Origin of the sequence: uncultured Fibrobacter sp., assembly GCF_900316465.1 — a bacterium.
Taxonomy (GTDB): Bacteria; Fibrobacterota; Fibrobacteria; order Fibrobacterales; family Fibrobacteraceae; genus Fibrobacter.
This window is the reverse complement of sequence record NZ_ONDD01000009.1, coordinates 32,327-48,583: the sequence shown is the minus strand read 5'-3', so window position 1 is coordinate 48,583 and position 16,257 is coordinate 32,327. Positions and strand designations below refer to the sequence as shown.

Below are 16,257 nucleotides of genomic sequence, written 5' to 3'. Positions count from 1 at the left end.
CCTACTCCTTAATGTTTTTATTTCCACTAATTGAACTAAAGATATCAGACGTACTATAGGTGCCTGATGTTATTCCTGCTGACGCACTTAACTGTTTTAAATCCGTAAATTCAATATTGCTAAGCAACGGGAAAATTGTATTTATTTCCACATTAGCATAAACCGCATCCGGATCCACAGCCCTGTTCATCATCATAAAACGGGTCTCATCCAAAATACCGAGCAAGGAATCGATATCCCATTTTTCATCTTGCTGCAAATGATTCCGGCTAAACAAATTTTCCTTTCTGCAAGCAGGGCACCAGCACAGTTTCCTTGACGCAGAATTCATCCTCTTTGAATCTACTGATGAATTTGTTCCTTTTTCGGGAACCTGATTCGATTTATTTTTCTGCGAACTATTGATTTGGTGGTTTACCGCTACAAGAATTGCTTGCGGAGCTTCGTTGTCGGGCCTGTCAGCGTGGAACACTAAACCCGCGTTGTGCTTTTTGTAGGGAATGTATTCAAGCCATGAATCAACAACAAAGCCTGCGTTGGCGGCCAAAGACAGCACATTTCTTGAAGATTGAGTATTGTAGACTTCTGTATTGTAAAGCACCATAGAGTCCACATCTTGCAATTCAGATTCTTCATTAACGGCTAGGCCAAGCCAATTACCGGCAACAACATCCGATTTCGTAGATTCTGTTTGAAGAACTGCTACACGGCCCAAGTCCCTATCGATTGCCGTCTGGAACATGGACAGTTGATGGATATTCTTCATGCCATCTCTTACTTCAGAAACTTCATCTTCCCATTGGTCAAAGGCGTCATAATCTAAATTCTTATAGAAATTGGGGCCGCTCTTGATAGCGTTATCAACTTTTAACGCCCGTTCAAGCAAATTAATATCTGTAATATTTGCAAGTTCGTTTTTCAACACATAAAAATGAGGAATGACCTTAATTTTTTCCAGCGTAAGAGTCTGTATTGCGGAAACAAGATTATTAACGGTCTTTGATTCTACTATAGACTTTGCATTTTCCAACTTTGCAGAGAGTTTTTGTTTTACGTCCTCCATTGCGTTCAAAAGTTCTTGTTGCAACGTTTGCGCCTTCTCGATTCTTTCCGGCCACATAATCAGATCAATATCTGATGTAAATATATCCGTGTTAAATTTGTCTAAGCAGTCAATAACGCCGGTCTCTACACATTCGCAAAGGTACTTATAGGCATCCAGTAAAAGGGAGTTGTCATATATGTCATTTCCCTTATTGCTAGCATTCCTAATCCAATCGTCGACATCTAAAAGCAGCCTGTTTGTGCGTGAAATCAAGAGTTCATATCGCTGTTTGTATAATTCTTCAATATCAGTATATTCCTCTTCTCCGGCTCCTTCCCATAGGGCACTTTGCAAATCCGAAGCCCGCATTTCACGACTATGCAATACAATAGATCTTAACGCCTTCAAGCGAACTTTATCTTCCTCGAGGCTCAATTCATCATCTTCGGGAATCAATTTGTCATCGTCAGATCTTTCAAGAATTTCAATTTCATCAGAGAAATTTGAGCTAGACAAACGCCATTTAACTTCCAAATAGTTCTTGAAAGTTCCTTCATAAGATGACAAATACAGGTATTCAGAACCGCTTATATTTATGTCCTTCAAAGAGCACGGATAAGTCGCAACATCCCCTTTAGAATTTTTCGTTCTGACAAAGAACCTAAGCTTATCCATGTCTCCAATTACACTTTCTATCCATGCGTTTACGGAAGGATCCGCGATAGCAAAAGCTTTTTGCGGACATTCCTCAACTATAGGCAACATTAGACCAGCCTTGTGTGCTACTACGACATGTTCTGAAGGAATCTTTAGAATTTCCGGTTCTGGAATGCTGCCTTCACCTGTGCTAAGGAAATTGCTGATTGCGTAGAAAGAACTTTTATCGCCCATAACAAGGCGATGAACACCTTCTGAAAGCAACAAATCGTTCAGAGCATCGTAAGAATCCATCAAGCGTTCAATTTGCTTGAAGAATACATGTCTTTTTTTTGTTGCATCATCGTCTTCACCAAATAAGTTACAATTAGATTCTTCATTAAGCCGGTGAAGCCATTCTAGGCAGGCGGCCCCTTGACAATTTTCCTCTAACCAACTAGAGACCGATTTAGACCAGTTCCACTCTCCAATAAATGTATTAAGAAGAGCCTCGCCATTAATTACCTGCATGGTATAATCATCGGCTTCTGCGGTTTGTGCCTTTAAATCGACGACCTGTCTGAACATCTTTCGCAACGGGTAAATAAATTCGTCGAGTTCCACATCAAACAAGCCTTTAGCATCGTGCAAATAACGTTCAAGATCTACCCCCAGCACGACGCTGGTAGACATGCCGCGCCTGACTCCGTCAACAAGACGCAAGGCTTGGCGAACACGCATAGAAGACATATTCACACAAATATGGGAATCTGTAGCACTCCCTTTGGACTTTAAGTACGCACTTCTTAAAACCGCCGTAGTCAAAGCTTGTTGGATAGAAGGAGCAACAACATAATGGGCTTTATCGCTGCCCACATTTTTGTATATAGCACTTGTTCTTGGATCTATCCCCAAGCTCATTTCGCGAACAATATCCCGACACTTGTTCAAATCACTGATTTTTTCGCGATTGTTTTCTCTGAGATTAAACACCCATCCGTAAGAACCTATTTGCGGAAGAACATTTCCTTTTTCTTTTGTGAACTGCTCTTTCGCTGATTTAATAAAACCAGTAAACCAAGCATCAAGTCGATAAGTGAACAAATCCAGAAATTCGGCTACAAAAATGTTCAAATCATCATCTTGAACATCATTTCTTAAGTCCTCGCTAAGGCAATTCTTTAAACCTTCTAGAGAAACCTCTTTATACGCATCAGCAATCGGCTGATCCGCAAAAAATTCCATATCATTTAGATCAGAAATAGCACCCGTCAACGGATCTTTCAAATAGTTTTTTTCCAGGAAAGGAGATCTTACAACACAACGTTCTATAAAAGATGCAGAATATGGCGTCTGTCCTGCCATTTTCAGGTAATCTTTCTCTGCATTAGCTCCCACCAATGTTTTAGAATGGGGAACTTGTTTATTTCGGATTTCCTTCCACACATTCGCAAGGGATATACACAGTTTTAGCAATCTGGCTTCAGCGCTGCTACTGTCAAGAGTCTCCAAGAACTTTTTGAAATCCGCTGTAGGCAAGAGTCCATACGGAAGGGAACCTACTTTTATAGTTGGCAAAATACCACGAGCACGAACATTGTTGACAACAAAGTCTCCCACAGAATCAAGTAAATGGTTTAAGTATTCATCGTCGCTTTTAATATTATTTCTAAAGTGATCCCAAAGTTCACTGTACACTCGTTTTGCTATTGAATCTTGTTTTTGGTCTCCGCCAGCAATCCGCCTCCAGCAAGATTCATAATCCATCCCAGTGAAATTCGCCAAAATGGAGGATTCTTCAGCAAGGGCATCACTCGTTTTATACTTGTCATTAACTTCGATATCAAAGCGTTCTCGCTTTATTTGCTCAGTCTCGTCCTTAAATTTGCCATCAAGACTATTCGTGGGAGTTCCTGCAGCAACATAAGAAATTCCTGACGATGTATAGTTGTGCCCATTAAACAGATTCGTGAGCCTTTCATAGCTTTCAATTTCGGAAAAATCATTTATTCCCAAGACATAGATATAATTGAACTCATTCACATTATTTGCTATGGGAACGGTTATGGCCATGCCACACTTTTCAGCTTCGTCATAATCCGTCATCCATTTCGCCCCCCCCTTAATTTCCATGTCGCCCGTAGTAAGGTTTATTTGGAACGGCGAAACTTTTTGGCCATTTTCATCCACTTCGGTTTCATTAGGATCTATACCCATTTGCAAATCAGACGGGATATCGTTAGAGCAGGCATATATCTTATCCTTGTTTGCATTGGCCACTTCACCTATGAAAAAGAAATTCTTTGGAAGAATGTTTGATACGGGAATATCAATTTTTGTGGTTTCGTTAATTTTATTAAAATTGAAAAGAGAATCATCTTTAAGATATGCTTTCACCATATCATCAAGAGACATTCTATTCTCTTTCATGGTCTTCATAAAATTGTCTACGTCTTTGCGCAGTGATTGCAGAACAGTAAAATCAACATCCCACAATTCCAATCGACGAACATTATTACCAATTGCTTTTGGGAATCTTTCGTAAAAAAGGATATAGGAATCCAATGTTCTAGCCAAATAAGCTACCGTACTGTTAACATTATCGTACAGATAATCAACAAGGTATTTGCAACTAGAAATAGCTGATTCTATTTCGAAAAGCATCCTTTGAATTTCAGTCAATTTTGTACGAATATGGAATTCTATCAAATATTCACCTGTCGCAGGCGTTTTTTCTTCCGCAGGTATATTTCCATCATTTTCGTCATCTTCACTTGTTGTTTTTTGCTCTTCACTAAGATAAAGAGAAATCTTCGCTACATAATCATAAATCTTTTGACAATTTTCTTCAATAACGTCCAGCTTATGGAAAGGACGACGATAAAAAAACTTTTTCCCAGGCCTATAATCGTCAATATACGCTGGTCTTAAGCAACGGCATATCCAAGCTGCACGATACACGGGATACTTTTTGCAAAGGACCTCCCACGCTTCAAATTCCCTTACATCACTACCACTGGCAATGTACCATTGCATCCAAAAGAACTTACCATCTTCAATTTCTTCTTTTGTCAACTTTTCAGTATGGTAATCCAGCATGATTTCATCTGGAATCACTCTCACACACAGCTGTTTTTGATTCTTCACCTTACGAAAATGAGTTTCCAACCGTAAAGGGAACAGCATGAAAGGACGCTGAGCACTAGTTGCATTAAGAATATTGTCTAGTATAACTTTTTTGGGGACAACTTGATTATTGGTAGATTTTGTCGATGCAATCATTGTAATTAGTTCCCTTTTAGGAAGGTTAAAATGTGTCTGCCGATAATTGATGGCGTATCAATGTGGGAATTAGCATATCCCGCAGATGAATCATTGATTTTCATCTCTTTATTTTCCACGTCCTTGAAAGCAAGATCTTCAACCGCTTGCTTAAAGGTCAGCAGATACCCCTGATTTGATCCATTAGGAGCACCTAATGCTTCTATTAGAGAAATCTTGAAGCCAACAATAAAAATGTCATTCAGATACGCTTCTGAAACAGGCTTTAATATTACATCCTTTTCATTTCTCGGCGCAAAATCAAATGAAACCAATCCATTTTTTATTGTTGCTTTAGCTTTGTGAAGATAAATTTCCGTGTTAGGATAAAGTTTTACAAGATCACTTTTAATAGCGAACATCAGCAAATTATCTTTTCCCTCACAATGATTATCTCCAAGTTTTCCCTTCCATGTGTGCAAAGATTTCACGTCAAAGAATTCATCATTGCGAATAGATTCTATGTCGGTTTCGGAATCCCAGAACTTCTTAAAGTAGGAGCCTCGTTGATCCGTTGGGTATTCACGCCACAACAGTTCACGTCCCATTTCAGTGTTCATGCCGCATAAGTAGGCTTCCACAAACGCAGCGTTATTTTCAAACATCGTGACGCTATTGTTTGGAATGTCTTTGGCAGAAGGAATTATGAATTTATCAGAAGCATTATTGAGGTAATAGTAAACTGGTTCAGGGAATATGGGATACGCCATAATGGGGTATCTTGACTGAAGTAGGTCTTCTATGTAATTATCTTGCTTTTTCTCATCTGAAATGAATTCTGTGTAATAATCGGTTGCAACTTCTACAATACGCCTGTACGCTCTATCATCAAGAACGTCATCTTTGAACTTATTAATTTCACGTACTGAAGTTGTTTGTGATTTTTCGTTTTCTTTTTGCGATGTCTTGAAATTATTTTTTATATCCGCAACAGACTGTTTCATTTCTTTTAACAACTGAATCAACTTGTTGTCTTTTACATCTTCAGAACTCTGCAGGAAAGCGGCGTAATCGTATGGAGTATTAAACGTTTGTACGTATTTATTTTCATCAAGTTTTTTCACATCAACTGATATAAAATCAGGAGTTGTTAAAAGATAATCTTTTATTCTACTTCTATAAGAAAGGTAAAGGTCATGCGTTGCGGAATCAAATTCATCTAGAGAATCTTTTATTTCAGCATTTACACCTTGGTAATATGCGTAATGGTAGCAACCGCTTACATCTTTAGTGTGTCTGAAAAGGTCCTCTTCAGACGAATACATATTTACATGTCTATTTGACAATTTCGTAGTGAACCATTCAACATAAGAGTCACTTATGAGAGTGTCAAGGTCTGTAATATTATTATATATATGGTAACCTTTGGCAGTTCCGTAATCGTAAGAGCTATATGCTTGGTCATATATAAAATTGGTGTAATATTTAACGGCCTCTTTCAACGAATTGTCCGTTTTCCTAAGTTCATACATCTTTTTTACAGAAATAAAATATACGCTTGTGGACGCAGACTCCGTATTTATTTTTGTTATAGGCTTGGCATTTCCAAAGAATCTTGTATAACAAGCATCCTGCAGTCCAATAACATTGAGGACGCTCTTATTTACAATAGAGTCCATAGAATCATCAGGCTTTTGATTGGTGTATCCTGTCGCCCTATTTTCACTTATCGTAAGACTTGGTTTTGATCCGTCTGTACTACCAAAACAAGGAAGTTCGTCAAAATGATTATCTAAGAATGCACGAATTTTTTGATATAAATCATTATTATTTGCACAGCCTCTTATATGGTCGCGATAATTTGTTAAGTGATAAAAAGGAATGGCATAATTCGCCAATTGATTTACATCAATGTATCCTTTTACAATGTTTAAAGGCTTTAAAGCGAAGCAATATTTTGAAAATAATGATAAAAATTCCTCATTCGACTTTATAGTGACATAATTCATTTTCTCTTTGAAAGAAACGAAACCACCTATTGTCGTTCTAATAATATGAGCGACTGCTCCAGGATAAATTTCGTCAACCAATTTTCCCAACTGTTCAATTGATGGACGATCTTGGAACGGCAGCCGTTCGTCTTTGAAAATTTGTTTTGCAGCAATGTTCTCCATCATTGTCGTCAAGTTCAAATTTTTGAACTTTTGTGCCAATCGGTCCGTAACTCGTTGGAATGTTGCCGAAGCAAATGATGCCGGGATCCCTTTATCTTTCAAAATATTGCTTAAAGACTTTCCTGTATTTGTCGAACCCGTATTCTGCATCATGGGCAAATGCTGCATAAAACCGGCAATAAACGCATTTTCATCGTATTCTTGTCCATCACCGCTCTTTCGATTCATCCATTCATAGTTCATCCCCTTGACAGAAGCATTAACTTTAATGCTTAGAATCCTTTGGTACAACGCCCTGTTCAGGGCTTGAACAGCCTCCACCTGTTTCCAGGCTCGGTTGACAAATTCTTCTTGATACTTTTGGATGGTCTTTTTACCGAGGCCCGCAACAGCCCTATAATGGAGATCCAAGTTGACTTGGCGAACCCATTCTGGAGTATCCTCGCAATCAAACGACCGCGCCATACTGTGCTTTCCACCGTATATAGGAGGAACAACCCAAGGATCGTCGTCATTCTGAACAAGATTTTTATTTCCACGTTCGTTTCGGAGTTGTTCATTTTCTGAAAAGACGGGGCTCAAACTAAGTAAATTTTTTAATGACTTGAAAAGTTCTTCTTCGTCTTCTTTTTTAGGATTCGGGAAGACTGCTTCGGACTGTTGAGCAGGCGCTTTTGTTGCGGCAGGCATTAAAATCGTTTGTTTTCGGGGAGCCTTTTTAAGACTCTCGTAATTAAATCCCTGCCCGAGAGATGTTACACTAACATCGATTCCGCTTTGGGGGGCCTGACATATTTGCAGGTTTTCAACAAGAGTATCAAAACTATACGTACCTGTTTTAAAGGACCAAGAATAATATACCGGGAAACACAACGGCATATCATGTTGTTGTGTTTGACTTTCTAAATCATCTTCCCATGCTGCAGACTGCGCAATGACATCCTTAAGTTTATCTTCAGAACAGCCAATTCCGCGAAGGCGTCCAACTTCAAAAACGGGAATGAGAAATGCAGTGTAGTCCGTTTTTTCACTTAGGCTTATACCCTCACGCCTTATTCCTAGAATGCGGCAAAAATCTGCATTTTCGCTGCATTGCCCTTGCGCGTGAGCCGCTTTCCAAATCTCTTTTTTGGATGGGAATATCGCCTTATATTCGCTATCACCACTAATTTTGAAGGTAACAAGATCCTGTCCACTTGTATTTTTTTGAATATCACATTTGGACGTTTCGCATGTAACTAGAGCTATCCAAGGACGAAGTTTTTCATCTTTAGCAGCAGCAGGGGTATAACGCCAAGCGAAATCCGGATCCCAAAATTCAATATAGGGGTAATAATCCCGAGAAAAGCCTTCATCTCCGTTCGCCGGCGAGACATTCATAACAGCATTGCTATTTATGGACAAAACGTCTCCCGGACCGACAATTTTAATGGGCTTTATTTCTGAAATAACCGTTCCATTTTCTTGGAATTTTTTTTCTTCCTCTTTTTTTTGAGGATCTATATCGTTTTCCGATATACCGGCTGCAATTTTAGCGGTAATTTCTATTGACGCGCGTTCACGATACAGGGGCTCGTCGCCAGCGGATTCCCCAAGCAAGTCCTTTTGCTTGATTTCTTGACTGATTCCCTTTCTGACAAATGGGAAAAGATATTCTGGCAAATATGATTCTACATTCATCCCAAGGGACAGTCCCATAGACTTTATTTTTTCATCTATTTCAGACAGCGATTTTTTCCCCATGTTTCTAACTTGGAGCAAGTCACTTTCTTGAAACTGTACAAGAGAGCCAACTGTCGTTATATTCGCGCCTTTGAGGCAGTTTTGGGTTCGTACAGAAAAATCTAATTCGCTTATATTTTGGCGCAAAAGAGCCGCAATACGTTTTTTTTCTTCAGAAGTTTCTTTTCTTTGAATAATGTCGCTCATATTTTTTATGCCAAAATTAAAGTTTGTTGATCAACTGGGAAATTTTTGAGGATTTAGTCAACGCCTGATCCATTTGCTTAACGCTTCTTTCAAAGCCTGTACGTGACCTTCTTGAAGAGAGTTTAGACTGACTTAAGCGCTTGGAGCCAGTTTGGCCCCCTGACACGTTATTTCCCATCTTATCCCCATTTCCTTTACATTTGTTCACGTACGCATTCCATTCTTTTTCACTGCATCCGTTTGTATAAACCTGTTCATCATAGTTGCAATATTGCTCTATGGGCTTTACATTGGTTGCTCCAAGATCCGTTTGTATCTGGAAACCCGAAAGCATCTTTTCGTATGACTTAGAACTAAGCTTTTCTTTTTCGCTCAACTTCTTAATCAGACTTGGTGCAAAATACTCTTCCTCAAGTTTGTAATTTTTGATGGAGGTATCACCTATTAAAATATCTTTAATAGTCAAGCAGTTGTAATCATTTACAACGTCTTCACCATAGCATTCCATTTTTTTGTAGAACGGAACGGCAGACTGGTTGAACATAATACTTTCAGATGGCTGCAACACAAATTCGTTCTTGTCAAATTTCACCAAGGTGACCATGTTGTCGACAAGATCTGAGGAAATAAATCTCCAATTGTTCCTGTCGTTGAAGGCGTTGGTATAAAGCGGCAACACATCGATTCGGCTGCGGTTATCCTCAACCTGTTTTTTGCCCCAAGTAAGATTAAAGGACACCTTAACTTCAATGAACAAAATCCAGAAGCTGGCAGTGCCCTTGGCATGCCATTGAGCAGGACCACCAAGTTCAAAGTACAAACTAATGGAGCAAATGGTACAACTACCCACCTTGACAGCAAGGCCTGCGGACATATCCACAACGAACTTGAAGGGATGGAATTGGAACAGCGCATTGAACCCTGCATATCCAGAGATTCCAAACTTATCCCAACCGATTTTCATCTGAAGGTCAGTGCCGAACTGAACCGTATTCGAAGTTATCGCAAAGTACGCTTCCAATGACATTTTCAAAATGTCATAATCCAGTTTCATCCCCATGCGCTTCATTTCTGGAAGATTGAAGCCACTTTCAGGTTTGTACTGCGGATGGAAACCACCGGCAGATAATATAAATCCCTTAGTGCTGCCTGCCCAGTAAATACGCATGGCTACATCGCCATAAAGATCAATTCCTACAATATGGGAATCATAAAGGTGGGCGTCAAAGAAAATACCCTTATCGGCCTGATAGCCACCCATAAAGCTTGCATTAATGGCAATTAATTTTTTGGCGCTTTCATTTTCGATTTTTACACCCACATTACCGGCAATAATAATGGCAACGGGGCTCGGAGCCTGAATAAACAGGCCAAGGTCCGCTTTAAGGATTTCGCCCCAGGTAATCTGCCCCAAGAGGCCAAAATACATTTGCCCTTCATGAATTGGATAGTAACTATCGATATTTGCAAGGATCTTTTCAATATCCTTGTCAATATTCTTGGTCAGCAAAACAGAAGTGAGCGTGCCGTCGTATACAGCATCACGCAGCTTATCAATGTTCAAGCCTCTGTTTACGCCAAGGGAGCCACCAATAGCCGTTAACGAGAATCCCATGCCCAATTGTATGCCTGGGGTAAAGAATACGCTGAGAGCACCGCTAAAGGAGTACGGCGAATTGTTCTTGCCCGTGGTAAACAGGATTCTTCCGCTGGCTCCGCACTTGTCAAGAATGGTCAATTCCACTTGTCCAAAGAAGCGGCCCTTTTCTTCGTTCCAATCCACAAACCCGGAACCCTTAACAGCCTCTACGTCGATAGAAATGCCAAGGCCACTGGGGAACTTGAACTTCGGGGATATTTTGAAGGAACCGGGCTTGAAATCGGAATCCAATACATTGCATTTAATGCCAAGACCCATTTCTGGGAAGGTGATAACGACTCCTTCCAGGTCCACAACAAAGGTCGTCAACAGGTTGGCAATGAGATTCCCCTTTTCGCCGCCAATTTCCAAGCCAATGTTATTGAACTTGACAAATTTCAAGTCAATATCACTGTTGATGGGTATCTTGACATAGAGTCCCCCATCAATGTTGAAACCTTTATTTAAGGAATAGCCAACGTCAAGTTTGCTTAACTTAATGGCAATATCATCACTGAGAATCTTCTTGAAGAAATCATTTTGATTACGAAGCTTCAATGTAAGGACTAAAGTATCTAATAAACCATTTACTTCAAAGTCAAAGCCCTTGCCTGAATTTTCCTTGTTGTAGTAAACAGACGTCCCTACAGAGTAATTTTTTATTGACAAGGAAGCAATATCTGTATCAAAAAAACTTAATTCATCCGCGCCTTCTTTCCTTCCAAACTTTAAGGAAGCTTTTGCGCTAACAGATTCCTTATTACCAGTTACACTAACTGGGTTATTTCCGATGGATTCATCAACATCAATAAAAATAGATGTCGTTCCATCCAATTTTTCCTTTTCCGGGCCGCTATCTTTATTTAACGACGCTTCTCCACCAAATTCAAATATATGATTCTTTCCAACATCAATCTTGGCGCCGAAAGAACCCGTCACAATGGGCACAATGTAAAGACCATCATGTTTCGAACCGCCAACGTCTTTTTCACCCACAAACAACGCAAGTTGTAGACAAATTTCGGCCGTTCCAGAAGCATTCTTTCTGCCACCCGCTGTTTCTTTAGTCCACAAGTTCACAATCAAGAGTCTATTCGCTGCATCAAACTTGTAGTCAGGCAGACTGATATTTTCCAAACACTTTGGCAGCTTCGGGAAATTGCAGGCTTCAAGAAGCATATTTCTGACGTCTTCAGGAATGGCATTGATCACCTTTACCGCAAACAGGAAGCCGCTCTTCCAAGTGTCAACCTTTTTGGCATCATCGATCAAGCCTTTAGCTTCATCAACTATTCCCTGAATTTCAGAAATCGTATTGGTTATTTTTTCAATGGCTTTATTTGCATCGCCAAAAATCTTCTCTAGCGTGTCTACAAAGTCCTTGATCTTTGGATCTTTGAGCAAATCTGCCAAAGACTTTTTGACTTCTTTAAGAACTACGCTAAGAATTTCATTGAACCAAGCCTTTACTGCTTTACGAACTTGAGAGATTATCGGCTTGATAATGATTTCATAGAATTTTTCTTTAACCTTTTCAAGCCATGTATTTAGAATATTGCAAGCAAGTTGTGGGAAGCCTTCTGAATATTTGACAATTTCGTCAACATTTTGATCAGCATTATCTTTCAGATTTTCGGCATCCCTACAGATGGCTTCAGTTAAACCATTTATTGCCTCATTTAAAGCATTGCCGACATCTTCAAATTCCTTATCTAAATCTTTCGGAAGTCGTTCTTCAATGGCATTCGCGACAATATCGTAATACTTGGAAAAATCAATCCCATCAAATGGATTTTTCGGAGTATTTCCACTTAACAAATCATCAATGGAATCGACAACCGCTTTTTCAACATCTTTTTTATTCTTAGGAATCCCTGCTGTCTGAGCTTCAAATTCTGTCTTCAGCTTTTTTACTGTATCATTAAAACTTTTTTCCCACTCATTAGGATCAAGGAAGGTATTGATTTTCGTTACTAAATCATTTACTTCCTTACTGAGTTTTTTGGCAGAATCATTGGCACTTTTTTTGCATTTTTCAAGGATTCCGGGTTTACTCAGTTTAACGTCTTTAAAGGATGTCGAAATTTCCTCATATGCAGCATCACCCAAGGTTTCAACAAAGATCTTGTACAAAGGGTGATCTTTATCTATTGATGCAAAATTCAATTCCTCAGCAAAAGCACCGATTGCATTCCTAGCATCATTATCGAGAGCGTTCAACTCAGCTATTGCACGAGTTTCTAGCTTTTTAACAAGGCTTTCCGCGTCATTTGCACCTTGTTCAAAAGCGCTCATCAGTTGATTCTTTGTTTCAGCAACAATTTCTTCCAACGTAATCAAGGCTGTATAAAGATAAGCCTTGAATGCTTTCAATTTTTCAACAAATTCCTTTAATTCAGGAGCGGTACTTTTCTTAATTTCCGCTTCAACGCGAGCAACCAATTCCCATAAGAAATCCTTAATAGAACTTATCTTGGGAATATCGCAACCGAAAGCGCCCAACAAATCGGAAACCTTGACAATCAGATTTTCGACATCGTCGCAATTATTCAACGGGAAGTTTTCGTCTAAATATTCCTTGGGGTTTGTAAATATTTTCGTCAAGAATTCCCAGTGGAAAGCGGGAATTTCTATTGACTTGATGGGATCCAAAACGCCGCCATCATTATCGTCTACCTGCTTAGGAATATAGGTCTCAAGCTTGACCTTTTCCTTACCGATTATGCCGGTAAATTCCAATACGGCATAAACCTTGTGGAATATTCTTGCAAGGGAATCGTATTGAGGGAACGCTTCCTTAACGAGCTTATTGATCTCTTCTTCGGCAACCTTAATGGCCGCCTGCACACGACGAGAGACTTCTTCCTTAATACGGTCTTCAATTTCTTTTTTGATTCGATCTTGAGCCTCTTTTATTTTTTGCTCAATATTATCCTTAATTTGAGAACCGGTTTCCTCTAACTTGTCGGCAATATTTGACACCGCATCTTCAGCGATTCCGCCAATCTTAGAAACGGAATCACCAGCAGTTTCTCCGAGATTTTCGAGAGCTCCTTCAGCACCTTCAACCGCACCAGTCGGAGATTTTTCAGCTGTTTCTGCGAGCTCTTTTACCTCGTCCCCTATTGCTTTTTGCGCGGCATCAATTTCATCTTTGGCTTTATTTAGAGCATCTTGTAGTTCTGTTGCTACTTTAGATTTAAGATTGTCTATTTCATCTTTCAGACCAAGAATTTTGTCTAACAAGTCCAGAATTACATCGCCATCCTTTTTGTTACTGAACTTGGCAAAAAAATCAACAGCATCTTTAACAAACCCATATTTAGGGTCATTCAAAGTTTCTTTAAGGGCTCTGCCAGCTTCATCTTTACACTTCTTGAGCCCATCTAAAAGGGCATTAAGGTCTTCCTTGAAAACATCCTTGGCGTTTTTCAAAACGAGGATAAGGATGTAATCCAAGATTCGCTTGCCAAATTCCTCTGTAAAACACGAATCGTATATAAAGTCGCCAACGCCCTTGAGCTCATCCTTTATTTTTCCCCATTCAATATCCGAGAACTTCTTGATAAGATCAAGAAGTTCTTGAATTATGTTGAGAATGGGCACAATTTTGCCATAATCACCCTCAGCAGCCAAGCTTATATTAAACTTGTCGGTTCCGATTAATATGGTGTCGCTATCGCCCAATTTTTTAGCTTCATCACAGAGGTTACCAAGAGAACTGAAGCTATTTTTTACATCAGACAAAGTGACAAGCGTAGAATTTTCACCGGCTTTATCTTCATTTACTTTGAGATTGAACCCCGATATAAGTTTTTCAACAACCTCTTGAGGATCTTTGTCTTCGTATTCCTTAAAAAGTTTTTTTACAGCAACACCCAACTTTTCGCCAGATACAACTAGCTGCTCAAGCACTTCGTAAAGTTCGCCACATTCCGTCTCAGCAGCTTCAATGTCATAGCCGAGTTTTTTTACGATTTTGTCAACAAAGACCTTAAAATCTTTAAGATTTTCACTTAAGCTGTTCTGCTGAGCCTGTTGCAATTCCTTCTGGAAATCTTCCCAGGAGGCACCTTCTTTTATAAACTCATCTAATATATCTTGTAAGATACAGTCTTTAACTCGCGAAAGAACCGTCGCCAGTTTTTCAATGAAGTAGGTTACAGAAGGAGGGTCCTGAGTGGAGCTTTCGTTCGAAGGGTTTTTATTTTCGCTCATAAATCACACTTTTTTGCTTAATTTATCTAAATTGTCAATATAAAATAATATTTTATTAATAAATGAATGTAGTTTGTAAAAATTTACTATCCGCAATTTTTAGCGCATACTAAAGTCCTTTCACCCCTTTATTTAAAAGAATCTGCGAAAAAACGGATTGCGTAAAGCTGTATGTAAAAATTTATTCACGTCACTCTTTTTTCAGAATTTGTATACAAATTCTCCCGTTGTTCGCAAACGTTTCTTTGTCACGGACGCTTCGTTCGTAAAGGTTTTGAAACATTCACCTGGTAGCACTTTTTCTTCTTCAGCACATTCTTTCTTCCATAGCAGACCAAAGAACATCCCCCTGGCAGATGGATTACTTTATACAGAAAAGGCCCGCCTTAAGCGGGACCTTTTTCAGAAGGAAAAGCCCGAACAAGTCGGGCATGACATTTTTACTTTCGCATTTCCTGCTTCATCTTGTACATGGAAACGTCGGCGCTGTGCAGCATGTCATCGACTTCCTTGTAGTCTTCGCTGGAATGCGCGACACCGTAGGCAAAAGAAGCCTGCTTGTCAACAATCTTGATTTCAGACACGATCTTTTCCATACGTTCAGCACAAACGAACGCGCCCTTCACATCGGTTTCGGGGCAAATGACCATGAATTCGTCGCCGCCCATTCTAAAGAGCTGGTCAGTTTCGCGCAAGATGTCTTTAACAGCGGTCGCCACCGAACGCAACAGCAAGTCACCGGCCTGATGGCCGTACTGGTCGTTGGTGAACTTCAGACCGTTCAAGTCAAAATAAATGATAGCGAACTGCGTGCCATAGCGCTTAGAGCGCGAGAACCATTCACGCAGCGAGAACATGCCATGACGGCGATTGAAGCAGCCCGTCATGTCGTCGGTCAAAGAAATGTCGCGGAGGTTACGGAGCGAACGGGCCAAGCGAATATGCACGTTCACACGGGCAAGCAGGATTTCGGCAATGGCACTCTTGCTCACAAAGTCCGATGCCCCCGCCTGGAAACCCTTGGTCACGCTATCGGAATCTTCGCGGTTCGTAAGGAAGATTACCGGAAGGTCATCGAGAGCATGGCGCTGACGAATGCGCAAGCAGACATCAAAGCCGTTCATCTTCGGCATATTGATGTCAAGCAGCACCAAGTCCACCTTGTTTTCACTCAAGTAATCAAGAGCGTCTTTTCCGGAATTGCAGCATTCAACGCTATAGCCGACACGTTGCAAGAGATCCTTGGTCTTGTCCAGGATTTCTTCATTGTCGTCAACAACAAGAATTTTTTCTTCAACCATAGAACAACCTCCCATTAAACAACCTTGGGATTCCCTTAAATTAATATTGTTTTT

The 16,257-nt window shown here is 39.9% G+C and carries 4 protein-coding genes; all 4 read right to left on the bottom strand.

From position 1 onward, the window contains the following. Position 1: 1 nt before the first annotated feature. On the bottom strand, positions 2-4,828 hold the full coding sequence (locus QZN53_RS05010) for a hypothetical protein (RefSeq protein ID WP_163437793.1): 4,827 nt from the start codon (positions 4,826-4,828) through the stop codon (positions 2-4). Between the two features lie 140 nt (positions 4,829-4,968). Continuing rightward, the gene (locus QZN53_RS05005) at positions 4,969-9,045 is read right to left on the bottom strand and encodes a DNA-directed RNA polymerase subunit alpha C-terminal domain-containing protein (protein ID WP_163437792.1); all 4,077 of its coding nucleotides are present in this window, start codon (positions 9,043-9,045) and stop codon (positions 4,969-4,971) included. A gap of 16 nt (positions 9,046-9,061) precedes the next feature. Further along, positions 9,062-14,902, bottom strand: coding sequence for an apolipoprotein A1/A4/E family protein (locus tag QZN53_RS05000; RefSeq protein ID WP_163437791.1), 5,841 nt, complete (start codon positions 14,900-14,902; stop codon positions 9,062-9,064). A gap of 440 nt (positions 14,903-15,342) precedes the next feature. Further along, entirely contained in the window at positions 15,343-16,203 is an 861-nt protein-coding gene (locus tag QZN53_RS04995) for a diguanylate cyclase (protein ID WP_088626877.1), read from the bottom strand. Positions 16,204-16,257: the final 54 nt, after the last annotated feature.

Excerpts from the sequence above, each read along its gene's own strand:
- QZN53_RS05000 (WP_163437791.1), bottom strand. The coding sequence starts at position 14,902 with ATGAGCGAAAATAAAAACCCTTCGAACGAAAGCTCCACTCAGGACCCT.
- QZN53_RS05005 (WP_163437792.1), bottom strand. The coding sequence starts at position 9,045 with ATGAGCGACATTATTCAAAGAAAAGAAACTTCTGAAGAAAAAAAACGT.
- QZN53_RS04995 (WP_088626877.1), bottom strand. The coding sequence starts at position 16,203 with ATGGTTGAAGAAAAAATTCTTGTTGTTGACGACAATGAAGAAATCCTG.